The sequence below is a fragment of the Bacillus sp. BSL6 genome (assembly GCF_052928345.1).
Map to the genome: position 1 here is coordinate 61,543 of NZ_JAVGCW010000005.1, position 20,847 is coordinate 82,389.

The window sequence follows — 20,847 nt, forward strand, 5'->3', positions numbered from 1 at the left end:
CAATTTTTTATTCAAATACTATATTAGTTTCATAATGCGTTAATCCGTAACCACGCCCTTTTTTAAAATCATATTGGCATAGAGAGCACTTTCACTCGTTGCAACAATTGCATACGCCTTCTTTGCCCTCTCATAAAATGCAAAGCGGTCAATCATCTCAAACCCATCAAAATGAGTATCATATTTTTTAATTGTCGCATCATACGTTTCCCAAATGGAGGGGGATACATGATCCCCCTTTACAACCTTCATTAACGAAACAGAATGATTACTATACGTATCGAGTGGAAAGAATTGCAAAATTGCCTGTAATACTTCAAGAACCCCATGACCTTCACATCGAATGAGCTTCGTCCCGCAAGAGGCAGCGGGGAAATTGCCATCCGCTAAAACAATCTCATCCCCATGCCCCATTTCTAAAAGAACTTTCATTAAATCTGGACTAATTATTTTCGGTATTCCTTTTAGCATTTCTATCTCCCTTCCGATTTTTAACTTAACGAAAATACGTTTCAACTACTTACACTTTGTGCATCTATTAATAACTTTGGTGTAAATATTTCATGAAAGGGACCTTCTTCATTATTTAAACGTTTCAATAATATATCACCTACCCTTTCTCCCATTTCATATGGTTTGTGAGCGACTGATATAATCCCAGGCGCTCGTAATAATTGTGCTGCTTCCACATCACCAAAAGAAGCAATCACAATGTCCTCTGGTACAGAGTAACCCCTCCTCGTTAATTCAAGAAGAACACCAAATGCCATTTCATTGTTCAAAGATAGAATAGCTGACGGTTTCTCAGTGAAATTCAGAAAATAATCAACCGCTTTCATACCACCTTCTCTTGTGAAAGTGCTATTAAACGTATAGTTTTCATCTTCTTGAATCCCAAACTCTTCTAAAGCTTTCTGAAATCCTTCATAGCGCTCTTTACCTGTACTAACGTTTAACAATCCATTTACAAGACCAATCGATCGATGCCCCTGTTGTAAAAGATAGCTCGTTAATTTATAAGCACTTTCAAAATTACTTTCTACAACCGAATCTAATTTTGAATCTCCAATCTCAACAGTCCGATCAACTAAAACGATTGGTACACCAGCTTGATGAATACTTCTTACTCTTTCTTCACAACCTCCAGCAGTAGCCAATACAATCGCATCCACCCGCTGTTCCACTAATAGTTGCAATAATTTATCCTCTTTTTTAGGATTTTCATGACTGCTACAGAAAATAAGGTTATAGCCCTTTTGCTGCACAATATCTTCAATCGCCTTTGAAATTGTCATGTAATAATGATTTGTGATATCCGGAATCACAACACCAATCGTGTATGTTTTATCTTGCTTTAAACTTCTAGCAATCGCATTTGGTTGATAATTCAATTTTTTCACAGCTAAATGAACACGATCTTTAATGTCGTCACTTACAAATCCACTTTCGTTTAACACTCGAGATACTGTAGCTGTAGACACATTCGCTTCCATTGCAACATCTTTAATTGTAGACTTTGCCATTTCATCACTCTTTCTTAGTTTTCAAGAAATCGTTTACTTCAGTTTTGTTTAAACCCTTATTTCATCCATGTAAACGATTACTTAGTAGTTTACATGGATAATAATAATTTAATTTTCAGAATATTTCAAGGCTTTTTATAAACATTTTTTTCACAAAAATACACCTATTCATCAGATAACCTGAAAAACGTGAATGGACTCGTTTTTTCGTGATTAGATAGGCGTTTATTACACATTCCGCTAACGCAATATTGTTCTATTTTGAAGTTTCATAGCACATAAAAAAAGAGCCTACTCGATTGAGTTGGCTCTTTCCTTTATTTACTACTCCCCTATTTCAGAAAATCGTTTTATACGTTCACCAATTTCATCGCGAACACGTTGAAATTCAGACCATTCTTTTCCTGCTGGATCATCAAATCCCCAATGAACACGATTCACATCCGGCGGAGTAGATGGGCATACAGCATCCGCATGACTACAAAGCGTAACGACTAAATCAGCACGATTTAAAATATTTGCATCAATTATATCTGATGTTTGATTTGTTATGTCAATATTTACTTCGTTCATTGCTTTAATTGCGTTTGGATTTACTCCATGTGCTTCGATTCCTGCAGAATATACATTCCACTTATCTCCTAAATATTGTTTGCCCCATGCTTCTGCCATTTGGCTTCGGCATGAATTTCCTGTACATAAAAAGTAGATTGTCTTTTTGTTCTCCATGTTGTTTTTCCACCTTTATTTTTAAATTTAGACTGATTGATCATTAAAATATTTACGTTTAAACCAAAAAGCAACGTTTACAAGTGCAATCATGACAGGTACTTCAACTAAAGGACCGATAACAGCTGCAAATGCTGCGCCCGAATGAATACCAAATACACCAACTGCTACAGCAATCGCTAACTCGAAATTATTGCTACCTGCTGTAAATGCTAACGTTGTTATTACCGGATAGTTTGCACCAATTTTTCTTCCCATAAAGAAAGAAACAAAAAACATGACAATAAAATAGATTAATAACGGAATCGCTATTCTTACTACATCTAGTGGCACGCTAACAATCATCTCTCCTTTTAAAGAGAACATAACGATGATCGTAAATAGTAATGCAATTAATGTAAGTGGACTAATCTTAGGTATAAACACCTTTTCATACCACTGTCTTCCTTTTAACTTAACGAGTACAAAGCGCGTCAACATACCTGCTATAAAAGGAATTCCTAAGTAGATACATACTGATTTTGCTACTTCTATCATTGTAATATCGACAATAGCACCTTCAATTCCTAACCATTCTGGAATTACCGTTACAAACACGTATGCATAAATGGAGAAGAATAACATTTGAAATACCGAATTAAAAGCCACTAAACCTGCCGCATACTCTTTATCCCCATCAGCAAGATCGTTCCAAACAATGACCATTGCAATGCAACGTGCTAATCCAATCATAATGAGACCAACCATGTACTCTGGCTTATCTGGAAGAAAAATAATTGCTAAAACAAACATAAGTACAGGTCCAATAATCCAGTTTTGTACTAAAGATAGAACTAACACTTTTACATCTTTAAATACACGGCCCATTTCCTCATAGCGAACTTTCGCTAATGGTGGATACATCATTACAATTAAACCAACAGCAAGCGGGATAGACGTTGTTCCCACTTGTAATGTATTCAGTCCGTCTACTACACTAGGAAACACAAATCCTAAACCAATCCCAACCGCCATCGCTAGAAAAATCCATAGTGTTAAATATCGGTCTAGAAAAGATAAACGTTTCATTTTATTTTCCATCTCCTATTAACAACAAGAATTTTTTTCTACTACGTTAGAAGTCGTGCAACAAGATGGATCTTCTATTTTGTGAACATCACTATGTGCTTTCGTATAAAAGAACTCCCACTCATTCCCATCAGGGTCTGTTACCCAAAACTTATCTTGAACCGCATAGCAACAAGTCGTATCCATCTCATCACGCGCGAAGAAACCTTCTTTTTCTAATCGTTCTTTATGCAATGTAATTTCTTCAGCTGTATCCACTTGGAAACCAAAATGATTTACCTGATTTCCCTTCACTTCATCTCGCACGTTCAGCGTGAAATTAAGTCCTGGCGTCTCTAATAAAAATTTTGCATAATCTGTTTTCACTTTAACTGGTGATACACCAAATACCTTTTCATAAAATTCAATAGACTTCTCTAAATTCGTAACGTTTATACCAACGTGAACATATCTCATACCTTATTCCTCCTCTTTATAAATCATTAATCAATTTTTTTTGATTAATAGCTCAAAATTTTAACAGCAACTACCTTTCCCTGTTTTTCTAAAGATACAGCACAATTCTTCTGATAATAAATTATTCACTTCCGCATCATTTAAATCATAATAACTCCACGTACCTTTTGTTTCTTTTACAATTAAACCTGCATCTAATAAAATCTTTAAATGATAGGACAACTTAGATTGTGTCATTTCAAAAATCTCTGTTAAATCACATACACACGTCTGGCCTCGCTGACAAAGTTCATACATGATTTCTAGACGTTTCTGATCCGCCAACGCTTTAAACTTTTTCTCATAGAGCTGAAAATCTTGTACCACTGTGGTTCACTTCCCTTCATCAACTTTTTTTGATGTTTATAGTATATACACTGTTTAGTTCTTTATGCAACTAATTAATCAAGTTTTTTTGATTAATCAAAAAAACTTCCTCGCATCATCACTTTGCTACAACTAAAAAAGACCATAGCCTTTTCAAAAATGAAAAACTATGGTTCTTTTTACAACTTAATAGTTACAACATTTCCGAGAAATGGAGTCTCTATAACTATTTTTAATTTTAATTTGATCATTATAGAGTAGTGCCCCGTCACCCTCAATCTAAGAAAAACAAATACCCCAAAATGAGAAAAATCGATATAACTCTTGTTTTTGGTGCATATTCATAAAAAGCACGTTACCCTTTCTCATTAACATAAGAGAATAGTAACGTGCTTTTTATTTCAAAAATAGTCTAAATCCTTAAGTTGATGGTTGTGGGGCGGGACCCTAATAAGAACGGTATCTAAGGTTGTATGAGTGGTGTTAGTTCCATTCCAAAGGCCTCAGCAGACGATTAACTCAAGTACCGGTTTCGGATAACCCCCATGTGATGAAGCTCGTGTCCTGCAATGCTGTACGCGAGGGCGCGCGCCGTAATGCTTAGGTTGTTGGCTGTGCCCTTGCGGATCCACGCCTCCGCTGGTAGCCCGCGCAGCAATGTAATCGTTGATTGCCGTACGGCCCGGTAGTCTTTGGCCAATTGCGCGGTTGTCCAGCTTCCGAAAGGAGGTATGAATAATTCCTGATCGAAACCGGTCAAAGGCGTCTGGTCCCCTCTTGCGAACCGGAGCAGGCGGTAGGTCATGACGCGTTCCGCGTCTGTAATGTGGCCCACAACTTCTTTCAGTGTCCATTTTCCTTCCGCATACCGATATGCGGCCTGGCTTTCGGTCAACGATGCCAGGAGTTCGGTCATTTGCTTTTCCTGAGCGAGCAGAATGTCGATGATGTTACCGTCTGGCACCAAACGGATATATTCGCCGGAGCTCCCAGCGTATTCTTCTTCTGACGGTCTTTGATTCATGCGTAGTCACCTCTTTATGTATATATAGAAAATTATAGCACTCGTCTATGTCTAATTAATTCGCGAAATGATAGAACTTCCCTTCTAATAATTGAGGATAAGCAACTATTTAGTCGGTCGCCACACTATCCTGATTCGTTAGCACAATAAGCAATGCTAATCAATGATGCATAAAAATTATCTGTTATACAATATTTCGAAGTTATTAATATATATTGAGTTATTCCGAAACATACATAAATACATTTTGTCGAAATTATTAAAAAAGGAGAATTTCTCTAACTGAAGAATTAATAATTGTGTTACCAATATGTAAAAATCTCAATTTAAAACTAAAGGAGAACAAAATGGGACAAATAATTGTATCGATGTACCTCTCACTAGATGGTGTCATGGAGGAACCAGCTTGGACTGCTCCATATTTCAATGAAGAAGTAGCAAAGTTTCAATCTAATTTACTGTTTGAAAGTGAAGCTCTTCTACTAGGGCGAGTAACCTATCAAGGTTTTGCAGCTGCCTGGCCTTCTATGACTGATGAAGAAGGTTTTGCTGATAAGATGAACAGCATGCCTAAATTTGTCGCTTCAACAACTTTGGAAAAAACCGAATGGAATGCAAATCTTATCAAGGGTAATATTGTAGAAGAAATATCGAAACTGAAGGAACAGCCCGGTCAGAACCTTTTAATCTATGGCAGCAGTGAGCTTACACAAACATTAATGCAACATGACCTCATTGATGAATATCACTTTATAGTCAATCCCGTTATTGTAGGGAGCGGAAAGCGTCTCTTTAAAGACCAGAACGATACAAAAGCATTAAAACTTATAGAAACAAGAACGACCAGTTCAGGTGTCGTTATTCTTTCCTATCAGCCGGAGAAAAAAGAATAATTATTGATAAATGAAATAAACAAAAAAACTCATCAGAATAAATCCTGTTGAGTTTTTTCATAAGATAATACATATATTAATTTATCCCGCACTCTCATCTGCTAGTATTACTATTTTTTATTACTAATGTTGCCGTTTCACTCGGATGGCTAAGAGGAAAATGATGACCATATGGAACAAAATCAACCTTACCAAGATGCGATGGAGCAGAATAGGCTCTGTCATAATCCCCCCAAATAATGTGAAGATTATACTTTGTTACTTCATTGAAATCACCTTGATCGTTTTTCAGTAGTAAACTGTTAAGCTGAACCGTAGTATTTAAAATTCTAAGAGAAGTAAAACTTTTACTTATTTTTTCAATATAATGTTCAGGGATGCTCTCCGTACTTTCAAACAAACCATTACTTAATAAATAACTCCTTATCAAATTAGTAGTTGCTAATTTTAATGTCCATTTGTTCATAAATTGAGGAACATTTAGCAATTTAGCATTTTTTTTAGCAACAGGTGGCTGAAGTAAAGTGATTGCATACTTCTTATCTATGTACTCTTGTACCAATGCTTCCAGAAGAAGAAACGCACCGAATGAATGTCCAATTAGATGTGCACCATTCGTAGCTTTCTCCAATAACTTTTTCACTACATTCAAATAGATATCTAGAAGATTTTTCTCTCGTTTAAAAGGAGAACGTCCCAAACCTGGAAGATCCAAAATCCATACAGGTTGACCAGTTTTTTCATGAAGCACTTGTGCTAAAGGAAATAAATCCTCTCCATCACTCAATAAACCATGTAATAAAATAAACGGTTTACCCTCTCCTTGTAATTGGTAAAGGGTAGTGTTATCGCATAATGTTCGTTTAAATAAATGATTATGCCGGCCATTTTGATACATCATTCGATAATCCAGATCAGCTACTATGGCAGGGAAAAATTTCATTACACTCGTCTTCTTAAACCAATCTCCTCCCATAATTTTTTTCGCTGAAACATTTGAAAATTTTTGTTTTGTAATAAAATTCAGTCCATCAGAAGGAATTTTTGTTATTTTACTTCCTCCACTATTCATAATTGCTTTCATAAATGGCATTGGAACAGAGATTTTTGGTGCCCTCATATTCATACTTTCCGACATAATACTTAATAATTCAGCAATGTTTTGATCGTGCTGTTTGTCTTCAACAAGTGTATATGTTTGAATAGTCGGTTGCTCCAATCTGAAAACCTGCACAATAAACTTCGCAAGCTCATCGTTTGAAATAAGTGGTAACCTATATCCCTTACCTCCAGGAATCACTGGCATGAGCCCTCTTCGCATACTCATCACAAGCAAACCTAATCCTGCTATCTGCTCTGTACTCCCTGTTTTACTACTACCGACTACAGTTGGCGGATTAATTACAGAAAGCGGATAACCTACTGCTGATGCCTGCTGACGGATATAAAGATCTGCTAAAAATTTTGTTCTCTCATATGGATTTTTTATTTTCAAATAATTGTTTCCTTCTTGAAACACATCAATTGCAATCTTGCTATTTTTATCATCAAAGGGACTCATATAACCTACAACATGAATAAATTGTTGCAAGCCCTTCAATTGATGAATACTTTTAGCTAATTCACTAATATGTTTGGCGCCATTTAAAAATACGGAAGCTGCCTCTTTACTTGTCGCTTGAATATCCATGGGGCCTCCTGCGTGAATAATCACATCCGTTTTCAATACCCTCTCCTTATCTTCAGCACTTAGACCTAAATCTATTTTCGTCAAATCACCTTCAATAAAGTGCATAACTTCCTTTTTTAAGATGCCTCTTTCTTGAAAAATGCGTATTGCTTTACTTTTCGACCTCACTAAAAGAAGAATTTTAACATCCTCTTTGGCTAATTCTTTCACTAATTGCTTTCCAATAAAGCCTGTTCCACCAGTTAAAAATACTGTTCTCATATAAGATCCCCTTTTTAGTACTATTTAGTACTAATTTGATGTAAAAAAAATGCTTCTTTTATCGAAGCAATTTTAAAAAATGATCTGCTGTTTTCGTGATTACAGTTGCATCCTTCAATGTTTCTGAAATAAATAACGCTCCTTCAAGATTTGTAATAAAAAGTGATGCAACCTCATCAATATGAATCGTATTTCTGAATTCCCCATTCTCTACCCCTTGTTTAAGTAATAGAGAAACTTTCTTTTGTAATCCTGTAAAAAAAAGACCTATCTTTTCTTTTATTTGCGTGGCCTGTGTAGGACTTTGAATATAAAGAGTAATAAATGGACAGCTTCCCTTATACTCTCTCGATTGAACTCCTTGTGATAATTGCTTTAAAAACAGTTGGATACGATCTTCAACTAAAAATTGGTTCTGAGAAAGTACGTCATCAATTGCAGATTGATACATTTCAATCCAATAATCAACGACCGCTTCTAATAATACTTCCTTATTAGAAAAGTGATAATACACATTAGACTTTGAAACTTTGCTTACACGTACTAATTCATCCATACTTGTATAAGCAAACCCTTTTTCTAAAAATAATGTTGCAGCTACTTCAATCACACGTTTTTGATTCATTAATTTTACCTTTGTCATAATTAGAACTATATAGTACTAATTTAAATATTGCAAGTATTTATGTTAATTTTTAAAAAAGTTTGATTACAAAAGTTCCACTAACATTGATTTTACTGCAAAAGAATCTTATTTTGAATAAAGTTGAACTGCCCCCCGAAATTGTTCATTCACTATCGTCTAATAGAGGTCACCATACATACCCATAAACTTAAGAAAAAGAAATGCCCCCTTATTCAAGTTACCTAGCAAAAAAATCACGTTTTAATAGACTTCTTTATCATCCCTAACTTTCTATAAATTACCGGATATGAAACGAGGATCGTCTCATATCTAGTAATTTACTTGATTAGCTTGATGGATATGTATTAGTGCCCCTATAAACAAAACCCACCAGAAACATCTAAAATCTGCCCCGTTACCCAGCGGCTATCAGAAGAAGCAAGGAATGCGACTGCATCTGCAATATCTTCAACTTGCCCTATTCGACCAAACACAGATGAATTCGTAGCAAAATTTCGTATTTCTGGATTATCTAGCAATTTCGCATTTATATCTGTCTTCGTATATCCAGGCATAATTGTATTCACTGTTATACCTCTTTCTCCAAGATGTTTAGCTAGAGGAAGTGTCATCGTATTTAATGCACCTTTACTTAAGCCGTATGCAATGGACCCTGTAAAACCAAGTCTTACTTCAGCTGATGAAATGTTAATAATGCGCCCTTCTGCTCGTAGTAACGGTAATGTTTGCTGAATTAAAAAGAATGGCGCCTTAATATTTACGGCCATAATTTCATCAAAAACTTCTTCTGTCGTATTTTCAATCGTCCCTTGTGTACCTATCCCTGCATTGTTTACTAAAATATCAATCTCTAATGTACCAACTCTTATTTGTAATTCATTCTTTAATTGTTCTACTAGCTTTTTGACACCATCAATTGATTTGAGATCTGCTTCAATTAAGAACGCCTTTCCTCCATTAGATTCAATCTCACAAATTGTTTCATCTGCAGCTGACTTATTTCGGCCGTAGTGAATCGCAACTAATGCACCGTCGTTTGCCAATCTCATCGCAATCGCGTGACCAATTCCTCGACTCGCTCCTGTTACTAACGCTACTTTCCCATCAAGATTCTTCATTTTTTCCATCCTTCCTAAATTTACGTTTGATAAAAACCTACACTTATATTTTTATGTAAAAACCAATTATTTTAAATATAGATTTATAGGTAATTTAGTTCGTTCACTTATGATATTATAGTTATAGTTTGTGATTCACTTAAAAAAATAAAATAAGGAGGCTACACAATGCAAAATGCAGTAAAACTAGATGAAATCGACCATAAAATAATGAACTTGTTGTATGAAAATGCGAGAATTTCTGTTTCAGAAATAGGAAGAATTATATCCATGACGCAGCCTGCTGTAAAGGAGCGTATGAATAAACTTGAAGATCAAGGCGTTATAGCGGCTTACCGAACGAAATTTGAGCCTTCTAAAATTAATAAAAACATTCAAGCATTCATCATGTTTAAAACGAGCCAATGCTCTGATTTTATCCAATATTGTAATGCCGCTCCTGAAGTAACAGATTTATATCGAATTAGCGGGGAATTTAATTATATGATGAAGGTCATGAGCGATTCGATGGATTCTCTCGCTGCATTTTTAGACTCTTTAATGCAATTCGGCTTATCGTCTCCTTTAATTGTTTTAAAGAGTGAGTTTGAGGAGAAATTGTCGTTCTAATAAAGTGATAGGCACCAGCTTTCCAAAAAAGAAAAAGGAGTGGATCATCCACTCCTTTCAATCACCTATCCCTGATTTCTCTGCGCCTCTCTAAACTCCTCCTTCACCTTCTCTAACAACCCTTCTTCCGTAATTAATCGATACGCCGTATTTGCTAATGCTTTTGCGGATGTAATTAATGCTTTATCCCCTAATTCTGAACGTGCCGCTTCTCTAAATTCATTCGTATGTGCAATTAAATCATCTGGGCCGATTTTAATGTACGGGTGGATTGTCGGTACAACTTGGCTAACGTTTCCTACATCGGTTGAACCAATACCAAATCTTTCTTTACGATTTACGTCTTCCCCGAGTAATTCTAGTTCTTCCGCTACGATGTCGTTATATGTTTTTGTTACGAGTAGTTCATCGATTTCATTTTGGAATTGATGGATTTTTACTTTTGTACCTGTTGCTAGTGCTGCCCCTTGTGCGATATTTTTTACTTTTTCTGTTACTTCCGCACATCTTTTTCGCGTTGCTGCACGAATGAAGAACCTTGCTGCAGCGTAGTCAGGAATAATGTTAGGTGCTTTTCCTCCTTCTGTAATCACGCCATGAATTCTCACATCTGACGGAAGTTGTTGTCGAAGTGCGTTAATACTGTTGTACAGCTGAATCACCGCATCTAATGCGTTAATTCCTTCTTCAGGTGAAGCTGCAGCATGAGCTGTTTTTCCGTAAAAATGAAAATCAAGTGGATCGACTGCTAGTGAAGGACTCGTTGTTGCTGTCTTTCCACTCGGATGAATCATAAGCGCTGCATCAATATTTTTAAATAAGCCTGCCTTTACATAACTCGATTTTGCGCTACCGTTCGGTCCTCCTTCTTCAGCTGGTGTTCCGAACACGACAACCTCCCCGCCAATTTCTTCAAGCGTTTCTGATAATGCGATCGCTGCCGCAACGCTAATGGTGCCGATTAAATTGTGACCACACGCATGACCAAGTCCTGGTAAAGCGTCGTACTCCGCTAAAAATGCGATTGCTGGTCCTTGTTTTCCAGAGCTTTTTCGCGCAATAAATCCCGTTTCATGTCCAGCTATATTGTGCTGCAACTGAAATCCTGCACTACCTAGTAATAAACTTAACGTTCTAGATGCATAAAACTCTTGGTTACCGATCTCCGGATTCGCATGAATATCATGACTTGTTTCTATGTACTTTTCCTTATTTCTTTCGATACTCTCTTCAATTGTTTTTCTTTGTGACGCTACTCCTGTCGCTCCCATTTTTCTTCCTCCTTTTATTTTCACGTAAAAAAGCCTCTTTCTAAAAGATAGAAAGAGGCTTCTGTATATACAGTCAAAATGAGCTTCTTTCTTATCTTTCAAGTTACCTTGCTGGAATTGGCACAGTATTCATAACGAATCCGCTGCCGAGGTATCATAGGGCCAGTCCCTCCACCTCTCGTGATAAGAATTTTCATAAAATTATATTAAATTACATTCATTCTAAGTTCATTTCAAATAAAAGTCAAGGAATTCCTATCCGAATTTACCGAATATCTAAAAATCCTTTTAATACACCAATTGTCTCAGGTGCTTGCAGTCTTGCACATACGTACGGAAATTCCGTACTCCCTTCAAATATCATTTGAGATGTGAGCGGTGCGCCTGCCCAGAAGATTTCATCATCAATTACGATAAACGGGAAAGCTTTATTTTGTCTTTGTAACTTTACATTTTTCAGTGGAACTGGTCCGTCACTATACACTGTTATCTGTGCATTTGTACGCATTAACGCTTGCCATACTCGCTTATCCACTTGTTTTGTACTTGGAAGCGAAATAATAATTTTTCGTTTTGCTGCTAAAATATCTTTTAATAGCCCTTTCGTTTCCTCAAGATTCATTTCCATAAACCAGCGTAATCGTTTCGATATTTTTCGTTCCCACAATTGTCTTGATGTCGTGCGATCATACACATCTCCGTGACGTTCTATATGAGCTGTTAATTGTGACAACGCTTGTTTTCTCGAAAGATTTTTACGCATATAATGGCAATCTGATAATTGAATGAACTTCCCTCTCGCTCTCGTCACTGCAACGTTGACGAGGCGATGGTTTTTATGGTCAAAGAATAATACGCCAGGTCGTTCTTGCGGATAACTATCTACTGTATCAAAAATCATCATATCTCTTTCAGATCCTTGGAACTTATGAACTGTCGCTGCTAAAACAGGTATGTTTTGATATTTCGTTCTCTGTAACATTTCTCTAATACACGTTGATAAAAAGCGAGACTGCGCTCTGTAAGGCGTCACAACACCAATGGATTGCACACCATCTAACAGTCCGATTAACATCATTTGCATTGCTACTAAACCAGACATAATGTTGAAACGAGATCCTGAAGCAGCGTCTTTTAACGAAAAAGCTCCCATTTGGCTCGTATCAAATAAAACATTTGCTTCATTTGCGAACGGCTGCAATTGCGCAAGTTCTTTACGTTCTGAAACAGACGGATGGTCGTATACTCTATTTTTATAAATAAATGAGTTTGTAAACTTAGATATATCCGCATGCATACGTCTTTGTTCTTGCAACATAAACAGGTTCGGATGTGCTTCTGATTTATTAACAGACTCAACAATCCCAGCATGGTAAAACATATCTTCGCCAAGCCATTTTCGAACGAGTTCATGGTTGGCCATCGCAATTGGAGGTAACTGTAAAAAGTCACCACAAACGACGATACGTTTTCCAAGTGAAGCAGCTAATGCAATTTGGGGAACGAACGCCATACTCACTTCATCTACGACAACTAAATCAAATGTACGCTCATAAATAAGTGAATCAATGGCACATTTCGATAAAGTTGCGCCGATTACTTTCGCATTTTCAATGTATTCTTTTTCTACTTCTTTAATTTTCGCTCTCTGTTTTCGAAGATCACTTTCAATCTCCTGCATACGCTTCTTATCAGCAGATGTTGCTTTATACGATAAAATCTTTTCACGAAGATCTTGTCGTGTCTCTTCTAAATAGAGTCTCTCCTCACCCCAAGACCCGTTCGTCGTTTCAACCAACTTCGACGCAAGTAACGTTTCATGATTTCGTATATGTTCGTGTTGACTATAACCGTAACGAACAATTTCACCAGGCGTCCATTTCTTTTTCTTTTCAATTTGCTTCGTTACTTCACTCATTAATACGTCTACTGCCGCATTACTATGAGCTAACACAAGTACTGATTTCCCTTTTTGATAATGAGCCGAAATAATACGTGATAAATTGTAAGACTTCCCTGTTCCAGGCGGTCCCCATACGTACGTTGTCGGATTATAAAACGAGCGATACGCCAATTCATTTTTCGGATTTTTCATCTTCTCAATATGCTTTGGACTGCTCGTCCCATCAACAAGACGCTTTATACGATTACGTTTTAGCTTATCTTTACGCGCTTCCTTCAACCTCTCTTGCAGTTGCTCTAAAAGCTGCCACGGTTCACTGTATAAAACAGCTTCTCGTATTTCACCTTGTATATAATCATTTAATTTCAGTTCTATTTCTAATCCATGTACAGATAATACTTCCCCTGTCGCTTCCTCACCATCGAACTCAATTCGAATCGGTGAACCTTCAGGCAAGCTTACTTCCGAAATAAGCTGAAATACATATACTGTACTTTCATAATCTGTATATAAAAAACGACCGTTCATGATAGAAATTTTACTACCACCTATCGTTTTCCAATGTTTAATTTCATATGCTAATGCATAATGCCACTCTTTCATCGTTTCCGATAATGAAGGAGTTTGAGTAGGTGTATTCATCGTATAATCTCCTTCCTTCTCCCCAAACATACTTTCTCACTATACCATATAACACGCTAAAATTTGTAAGGTTTTTATCTTGCTTATTTTCTTAATTTTCAATAACATATTGTATATAATTTTCAGAAAGAAGGAATCTACATGCCAGTTAGAAGAATCGAACACGTTGGACTTATGGTTGCAGACTTAGAAACATCTATTACTTTTTATGAAAAAGTAGTTGGCTTACAGCTCATTAAACGTATGGGGCACCCGAATCCAGACTTAAAACTCGCTTTTTTAGGTGTGGAAGAATCAAAAGAGACGATACTCGAATTAATTGAAGGCTACAACTCTTCCCTTCCGGCAGAAGGAAAAGTACATCACATTTGCTTTAAAGTGGATTCATTAGAAGATGAAATTGAAAGACTAAAGAAACATGCAGTAACCTTCTTACTAGGAGAAGAAATCGAAACATTACCGGATGGAACACGTTACATATTCTTCGCGGGTCCTGATGGGGAATGGATTGAGTTTTTTGAGACGGAGAGATAAAGTAAACCTTTATGTTGCGGGATAGAAAAGGAGCCGGAATTCCGGCCCTTGTTTTTAACCAGTAACAATGAAACATACCTCCAACCTGAGAATTCACCAAGTTTAAAAACATAATCATTTTGTTAGGAGGAGAGAATGGTAAATACAGTCTTTATTATTGTTTTTGGGATACCTATACTATTTCCAATTCTTTATGTAATCAAGAAAAAGGATTGGAATATAAAAACAGCTGCCTTATTTGTTGGAAGAATTCTATTAAGTATTGTCTATTTTATAAATGGAATGGTGTTAGGTAGAACCTTCCCTATGAAACAAAATGACTTATTCTCTTGATAAGTCATTTTTAATTATTAGTACGGTTATTAATAATTTTCATTGACCTCTTGGCTTCATTTCTTATAACAAATTGACTATCGTTTTGTTCTATTTCCATAAGAGTTTTAATGACATTGATATCGTTAAAACCTTCAAATGCTCTGACCAATTTCCATAGGATAATGTTATCATTGAAATTGTTCCCTAAACACAGAATAAGTGCATCAATAATTTGAGTATTAGAATGTATTTTGTTATAGAAACAAATGAAACCTATTGCATCAATAGCTTCCCTAATTGCAGGAATGCTATTTGTCTTTATTACATCCATTAAAACTGGTATAATCTCTTCTTTCATATGAGCTAAAAAGGTTGTAGCGATATTTTGACTCATCCATATACATAAAGCGACTAAATCTTTTGTTTGGTATTTACTGGTTCGTTGTACGAAACCAACATCTCTAGCAAGATCCCGTAAGGTATTTGGAGATAAAAAACTTTGAATCTCTTGAGCAAATAGTTGTAATTCATCAGATACAGAAATAGACATACAAAAACGCCATCCTTTCCTATGATTCTACAAATAGAATAGCGTATTTTTTTCATTTTAGAGGAGATTTTGTTGAATTAGCTTGATAGTGATTGGTGGTACCCCTTATAGGATAATAGAAGTTTGCATTTTTAATTTTTTCACACTCTATTAACAAGGCAGTTATAGCATCCTGGTTTAGCGTTAAGAATGTGAATATATTCTACTTCTTTATTATCAAAAATTCCATCTATATTTTCTCTTACATTTACACCTTCTGTAACCCTTGCTTCTACAATCATTGAGTCAGCATTGTAGCCGCGTACAGATAGATACCTATGATGTAACATATGCGGAATTTCATTTACATCTAGCTTAGCAGTAGTTGCTCCCTTTCGTATAAATATAGGACCACTTGCTTTATAAGGCGAATTAACACTATGATATTGGTAATTCAGTAAAATTACCTCTTCTCCTACCTCTGCATCCTTCAAACTTATTCTGCAAGGATATCCAGGATTTTTATTTGCTATTATTTTGACTGCCCCGATACTTTTTAATACTTCTTCATTCATTAGAAATAGGTTATTAAACTCCTTCTCTTGCAACGCAACGATTTGAAAGTTATTTCTCATATTGCTACCCCTCCTTAATTAGTTGTTATAAAGCATTTCACTAATGATGCTACCACTAAAGTTCATAAAACTTGTTCAATAATCTTGCCCGTTTGTTGAGGATTGAATTAAAAAGCTTACAATTCTATAACAGAGAAAAATGGCTTATTATTGTTCAATACAAAATTGTTTACTTTTAATCAATCAGTAATGATTTATCGAAAAATACGATGAGTACAAAGCACTCTTGTTAATTCATGCTATCTTTTGTTAAAGAACGTGAATTCAGTCAAGTTCTTGGTTTACGGTATTTCCACTATGAAAAGCACGGAATTGACTCGGTGAAAATCCTGTATTTCTTTTAAATGCATTATAAAAGCTAGATACACTTTGATAGCCTGTTTGATAACCAATCTCTGTACTATTAAAGACCGTTGTCAAGAGAAGTTCCTTTGCTTTCTTAACTCTGATCCTTTCTAAATATATTCGAGGAGTATACCCTGTTCTTTCTTTGAAAATCCGATTTAAATGAAAACGACTAACTCCTACCCTTGATGCAATTTCATTTAAAGACATGTTTTGAACATAATTATTTTTTATCAATCGCATAGTATCTTCCAAAACGCATTCGAACGGATCGTATATTTTTATATTTAGATCTGATCGGCATCTTTTGCATGGGCGATAGCCTGCCCTTTGAGCTTCTTGCGCATTTGAAAAAAAGGATACATTTTCATAATTAGGAACCTTAGACTTGCAAGAAGGCCGACAGAAAATTCTAGTTGTCTTGACTGCGTAAAAGAATATCCCGTCATACGCTGAATCACATGTTACTGTTGCTTTCCACATGGTATCTCTGGAAAGGTTATTTTGATCCTTCATTAGATTTTAATCCTCCCTTGTAGGCGAAAATCTTATTACTCAAAATCATATAAATCGTATATATAGCCACGACAATTAACGGAACAAATATATACAATTGAAAAAATGGAATCACCAGCAAACATAAAATGAAAGAGATTAACGATGCCCACCATGCCGGTGTGTTCTTCCTAAATAATTTAACGCCTGCTGCCATTGAAAGAACATAAACTAGAATCCCAAGAGAAGTCGGTATAAACAAAATATCATCAAACGTTAGTGACAAAGCTTTTGTCACTAACACACCTGCTACCGAAAAACAGATAACAAACAATACCATCTGTCTTGGAATTTGAGTAGTTGCATGCAGCCTTGAGAAAAATTTTGGGAAAGCACCATCTCTGCTTAATGAATATCCTAATTGCGTTAGGCTGGCTACAAAAGCATTCGCTGTCCCTGTACAAATAATTAAAGCTAAAACAGCTGTAACGACTTTGGCACCTCCGCCTACTGTATCTCCCATTATAACACCAATAGGAGACAGGTTGCTTTCTTGACTGCCATACGTGGCCGTTCCAATAGTGACAAGGCTTAGCGCTAAAAATAATAATCCAATGACAACTGCACTAATAACTGCTCCTTTGACAATATCTTTTTCTGGCCTTTTAAAATGCTCAGCCAGATTACAAATCGCCTCCCAACCGAAAAATGACCAAAAGATAACCGTTATAGCGTTCCCGACAGAAAACCATCCATTTGGAACAAAGGGATTAAAATTTCCCCATTGTATTCTTGGAAACGCCACAAATACAGCTGACGCTAAAAGAATCAGTAATAAAGAACTTAAAATCAATGCAACTTTACCACTAACATTTACGCCGTAATAATTGGAAACACCTGCAATTACCAAAATAAAGACGGCAATTAAAATTGTTTCAAAATGCGAAAATCCAAATGCCTGACTGACGTAAAAAGCACCAGTTAAAGATACAATCGTTTGACCAACTGCTGCTGTTACAAAGTAAAACCACCCAACGATATTGCCAAGATGATATCCAAAAGAATTTCTAACAAAGGTTGCTGCTCCACCGGAATCAGGAAATATCCGTGCCAAACTAGCAAAGGAATAAGCAAGCGGAAAACTAATTATAATAACGATAAACCAGGATACAATAGATGCAGGGCCCGCTATTGAGGCCGTTACCCCTGATAAAAATAGGACACCTGATCCTAAAATAGCTGAAATGTATAACGCAATTCCTTAAAATAATCCAATGGCTTTATTTTTCATGATCTCCCTCCTTTTATAGGATTTAGTGTACTAGTAAAGGGTGGGGAATTCTTCTTGTTTTTTGCGGTTTAATTCGTTTAATAAAACAATCAAAAGCATTTTTATTATATTTCTTCTTCAACAATCTGGCCCGATTGTTGAAGAAAGTAGCCTGTTCCAATAAAGAACTTTATTGTTCAGTAAACAACTTGTCATGAAACCATAAAACGAACCGAAATTTTTCTTAAGGGTAGAAAATTCGGCTCGCTTTATGTTGGGATTTGCTTAGCGTATATTTTCGTTAAAACGTGGGCGGGATCCCATTGCTATTAAACTAAGAATTTAAGTGTAATATCATTTAAGGGAATACTTAAGATACAAATAAAATATCTTTTCCAAGTGATACTGTTTTATTAAAGTCTACCCCGAGTTGTAACTAGTTCAATGCGACTGTAAATTCTGAGTTCGGTGCGCCAGCAAATACAACCGTTCCGTTCTCTGGTAGTTTCACTTTGTTATTATTACTAACAACGCTAAAATTGACGCATACTCCATTCTCATCATACACCGCGAATGAACTTCCTGATGGCAACTCCACATTCATTGTTTTCCCTGCTGCCTCTTGCGGAATCGTAAACCATTTCGCATGCCCATTTTTTTGCAGTGTAACTTTCGATAATTGACCTGCATCAAGGGATTTTACGTTAGATTCACTGACGTATAAAAAGCTGGACATCTCCATATATTCAGTACCATCCTCTGTATAGAAATGGGCTTCCTTTGTATCCCGCCCATTCATCACGGGAATTTGAATTTGATGCGTCGCCGTATTCGGACCTGTAATTTTTTTGCCGTCCCAATAGCCATCTTTGAGCGTAATTTGTGTGTTAAGAGGTATTTGTTGTCCTAGATAATTTATAGAATTAAATTTTTCGTTAACGAGGTAGAACTTGCCGCCCTCGCGCTTCGCCCATGCAGCAGCTGTTTTCTTCGGTAACACATTGTTTTCTAATTTCTGGGCTAAATAGTGAGTCAGCACATTTTGCTCCAATCCCGGCGATAATTCATATGCGCTCTCTCTCAAATAAACTTTTCCATTCTTCTCTGTGACGAAGTTAAGCTTGGAAGTGCCCTTCTCATTTATAAAGCTTCCATCCGCCGTATATACATATTTTTCTTCTGGTTTAGTTGGTAAAAACAGTTCTCCCTTCTTCGTAATTTCTATTTTGAAATGGTTATAGCTATTTCCATAAAATCCTGCTTTTTTTACCACGTCTTGAGGCACTTTAGCCTTGACGGGCTTGCCGAAGGATTTATCTGGTTTTATATCCTTAATTGTCCCTTTCTCTTTAAGCCTAGCTAGCAGTAATTTATTTGCCAACAGTTGATTTGTCATGCTGGAGCCGCCGGAGGACAATACAGCTGCTGCCATCTTCTGTTCTGGAAGTACGACCAATGTAGCATGTTGCAGCATCGTATCCCCACCCTTAGTCAACGCTTTTATCCCATATTCACTGAATGGGTATAGTTTCACACTATCCCAGCCAAGACCATAGTTGAACACATTTCCGCTATCTCCCGGCCACATTCCTTTTTTATATTCTTCTTGTTCCATCGTCTTGACTGCTTTATTAGAGAGGATTTCTTTTCCCTGTCCCATAAATATTTGTGAGAATCGCACCACATCTTCTGCAGTAGAAGAGATTCCTCCCGTACCAATCACATTTACCATTTCACTTGGAAGCTGTCCCTGGTATGTCGGAGAATACTGTCCAGCCCGCTTTTCATCTTCCCATTTATCTTGCGATGTTATCGTATGATTCAGTTTTAATGGCTCAGTAAACTTTTGATGTAGAAATTCAGTAAAACTCATACCGCTGACTCTTTCTACCAAGATCTCAGCCAGCGTAAAACCGTCATTACAGTATACTGAGAACGCGCCAGGGTCTGCCTTCAAGTTTTGGTTGGACAATTGTTGCAACAAGATATCATGGGCATAAACATCATTATCTTTAAATAAAAATGCATTATTAAGCGTCGAACCTTGCAAACCTGAGGAGTGATTCAACAGCATACGCGGTGTAATACGTTTATATCGTTCATCTTTCATTTTGAACTCAGGAATATAGCGGGTAACAGAAGCATCCAAATCAACTTTTCCTTCGTCTACTAATTTCATAACAGCCGCAGCTGTATATACTTTACTGGTTGAACCAATTCCGTATAGAGTATCTTTGGTTAATGCCTCTTTCCCCTCTATGTCATTCTTGCCTGTCTGTCCTGACAAAATAAGTTTACCATTATCAATCAGCGCATACTGTACACTAGTCGTCTCATAGGACTTCGTGAGCAGTGCAGCGTTCTCTGCAGCAATCTTCTCCAAATCTTTGCTAGCAACTTCTTGGCTAGATACAACCGGAGTCTTACTGCTAGAAGACGCTATCGCTCCTGTTGGTAGGCTCATCGTTAGAGCTAAGGTAGCGGCTAACACTCCAGATAATTTATTTTCCATAAGAAAAATTCCT

General features: G+C 36.5%; 20 protein-coding genes, 1 pseudogene and 1 riboswitch. Of the genes and pseudogenes, 4 read left to right on the plus strand and 17 right to left on the minus strand.

Features of this window, described 5'->3' with window-relative positions:
- Positions 1-39 precede the first annotated feature (39 nt).
- From fucU to RCJ96_RS17100, 7 genes are all read right to left on the minus strand, one after another.
- Positions 40-471: an L-fucose mutarotase gene (gene fucU / locus RCJ96_RS17070; RefSeq protein ID WP_000911706.1), complete on the minus strand. Its 432-nt coding sequence runs from the start codon at positions 469-471 to the stop codon at positions 40-42.
- A gap of 41 nt (positions 472-512) precedes the next feature.
- The gene (locus RCJ96_RS17075) at positions 513-1,523 is read right to left on the minus strand and encodes a LacI family DNA-binding transcriptional regulator (protein ID WP_074608321.1); all 1,011 of its coding nucleotides are present in this window, start codon (positions 1,521-1,523) and stop codon (positions 513-515) included.
- Positions 1,524-1,847: 324 nt separating this feature from the next.
- Positions 1,848-2,252 carry an arsenate reductase (thioredoxin) gene (arsC, locus tag RCJ96_RS17080; RefSeq protein WP_074608319.1) on the minus strand — a complete coding sequence of 135 codons (405 nt, stop codon included), beginning with the start codon at positions 2,250-2,252 and terminating at the stop codon, positions 1,848-1,850.
- Positions 2,253-2,279: 27 nt separating this feature from the next.
- The gene (gene arsB, locus RCJ96_RS17085; RefSeq protein ID WP_416504073.1) at positions 2,280-3,320 is read right to left on the minus strand and encodes an ACR3 family arsenite efflux transporter; all 1,041 of its coding nucleotides are present in this window, start codon (positions 3,318-3,320) and stop codon (positions 2,280-2,282) included.
- Between the two features lie 18 nt (positions 3,321-3,338).
- Positions 3,339-3,776, minus strand: coding sequence for an ArsI/CadI family heavy metal resistance metalloenzyme (locus RCJ96_RS17090; RefSeq protein ID WP_074608315.1), 438 nt, complete (start codon positions 3,774-3,776; stop codon positions 3,339-3,341).
- Positions 3,777-3,836: 60 nt separating this feature from the next.
- Positions 3,837-4,142 (minus strand): arsenical resistance operon transcriptional regulator ArsR, encoded by a 306-nt coding sequence (gene arsR / locus RCJ96_RS17095; protein ID WP_002163599.1) that lies wholly within the window; start codon positions 4,140-4,142, stop codon positions 3,837-3,839.
- 514 nt (positions 4,143-4,656) lie between these two features.
- Positions 4,657-5,166: a DinB family protein gene (locus RCJ96_RS17100; RefSeq protein ID WP_416504072.1), complete on the minus strand. Its 510-nt coding sequence runs from the start codon at positions 5,164-5,166 to the stop codon at positions 4,657-4,659.
- 347 nt (positions 5,167-5,513) lie between these two features.
- Between RCJ96_RS17100 and RCJ96_RS17105 the strand changes: the two genes are divergently transcribed.
- The gene (locus RCJ96_RS17105) at positions 5,514-6,059 is read left to right on the plus strand and encodes a dihydrofolate reductase family protein (protein WP_029438886.1); all 546 of its coding nucleotides are present in this window, start codon (positions 5,514-5,516) and stop codon (positions 6,057-6,059) included.
- A gap of 94 nt (positions 6,060-6,153) precedes the next feature.
- On the opposite strand, the gene RCJ96_RS17110 is transcribed toward RCJ96_RS17105, so the two are convergent.
- From RCJ96_RS17110 to RCJ96_RS17120, 3 genes are all read right to left on the minus strand, one after another.
- Positions 6,154-8,010: an alpha/beta fold hydrolase gene (locus tag RCJ96_RS17110; protein WP_242303678.1), complete on the minus strand. Its 1,857-nt coding sequence runs from the start codon at positions 8,008-8,010 to the stop codon at positions 6,154-6,156.
- Between the two features lie 58 nt (positions 8,011-8,068).
- Positions 8,069-8,635 carry a TetR/AcrR family transcriptional regulator gene (locus tag RCJ96_RS17115; RefSeq protein ID WP_141524537.1) on the minus strand — a complete coding sequence of 189 codons (567 nt, stop codon included), beginning with the start codon at positions 8,633-8,635 and terminating at the stop codon, positions 8,069-8,071.
- A 374-nt stretch (positions 8,636-9,009) separates the two neighbouring features.
- Positions 9,010-9,774 carry an SDR family oxidoreductase gene (locus RCJ96_RS17120; RefSeq protein WP_242303677.1) on the minus strand — a complete coding sequence of 255 codons (765 nt, stop codon included), beginning with the start codon at positions 9,772-9,774 and terminating at the stop codon, positions 9,010-9,012.
- Between the two features lie 168 nt (positions 9,775-9,942).
- On the opposite strand from RCJ96_RS17120, the gene RCJ96_RS17125 reads away from it, so the two are divergent.
- Positions 9,943-10,383: an Lrp/AsnC family transcriptional regulator gene (locus tag RCJ96_RS17125; RefSeq protein WP_001178573.1), complete on the plus strand. Its 441-nt coding sequence runs from the start codon at positions 9,943-9,945 to the stop codon at positions 10,381-10,383.
- Positions 10,384-10,448: 65 nt separating this feature from the next.
- Here the strand turns inward: RCJ96_RS17125 and RCJ96_RS17130 are convergent, their stop codons facing one another.
- Both RCJ96_RS17130 and RCJ96_RS17135 read right to left on the minus strand, forming a co-directional pair.
- Positions 10,449-11,654: a M20 family metallopeptidase gene (locus RCJ96_RS17130; protein ID WP_416504071.1), complete on the minus strand. Its 1,206-nt coding sequence runs from the start codon at positions 11,652-11,654 to the stop codon at positions 10,449-10,451.
- A gap of 88 nt (positions 11,655-11,742) precedes the next feature.
- Positions 11,743-11,844, minus strand: a riboswitch (SAM riboswitch).
- Positions 11,845-11,919: 75 nt separating this feature from the next.
- Positions 11,920-14,229: an AAA domain-containing protein gene (locus tag RCJ96_RS17135; RefSeq protein WP_416504070.1), complete on the minus strand. Its 2,310-nt coding sequence runs from the start codon at positions 14,227-14,229 to the stop codon at positions 11,920-11,922.
- Positions 14,230-14,340: 111 nt separating this feature from the next.
- On the opposite strand from RCJ96_RS17135, the gene RCJ96_RS17140 reads away from it, so the two are divergent.
- Positions 14,341-14,733 carry a VOC family protein gene (locus RCJ96_RS17140; RefSeq protein WP_074608304.1) on the plus strand — a complete coding sequence of 131 codons (393 nt, stop codon included), beginning with the start codon at positions 14,341-14,343 and terminating at the stop codon, positions 14,731-14,733.
- Between the two features lie 135 nt (positions 14,734-14,868).
- A complete protein-coding gene (locus RCJ96_RS17145) occupies positions 14,869-15,066 on the plus strand; it encodes a hypothetical protein (protein ID WP_002003075.1) in 198 nt (65 codons plus the stop codon).
- Between the two features lie 337 nt (positions 15,067-15,403).
- On the opposite strand, the pseudogene RCJ96_RS17150 reads toward RCJ96_RS17145, so the two are convergent.
- The 5 genes and pseudogenes from RCJ96_RS17150 to RCJ96_RS17170 all read right to left on the minus strand — a co-directional run.
- A pseudogene (locus tag RCJ96_RS17150) lies at positions 15,404-15,598 on the minus strand (IS4 family transposase); the annotation flags it as partial.
- Between the two features lie 140 nt (positions 15,599-15,738).
- Entirely contained in the window at positions 15,739-16,212 is a 474-nt protein-coding gene (locus RCJ96_RS17155) for a DUF1203 domain-containing protein (protein ID WP_001245415.1), read from the minus strand.
- Positions 16,213-16,476: 264 nt separating this feature from the next.
- Positions 16,477-17,073: a bifunctional transcriptional activator/DNA repair enzyme AdaA gene (locus RCJ96_RS17160; RefSeq protein WP_000654824.1), complete on the minus strand. Its 597-nt coding sequence runs from the start codon at positions 17,071-17,073 to the stop codon at positions 16,477-16,479.
- Positions 17,057-18,310 (minus strand): APC family permease, encoded by a 1,254-nt coding sequence (locus tag RCJ96_RS17165; RefSeq protein WP_416504124.1) that lies wholly within the window; start codon positions 18,308-18,310, stop codon positions 17,057-17,059. Before RCJ96_RS17165 ends, RCJ96_RS17160 begins: the two co-directional genes overlap by 17 nt.
- Before the next feature lie 448 nt (positions 18,311-18,758).
- Positions 18,759-20,834: a serine hydrolase domain-containing protein gene (locus RCJ96_RS17170; RefSeq protein WP_416504069.1), complete on the minus strand. Its 2,076-nt coding sequence runs from the start codon at positions 20,832-20,834 to the stop codon at positions 18,759-18,761.
- Between the last annotated feature and the right edge of the window lie 13 nt (positions 20,835-20,847).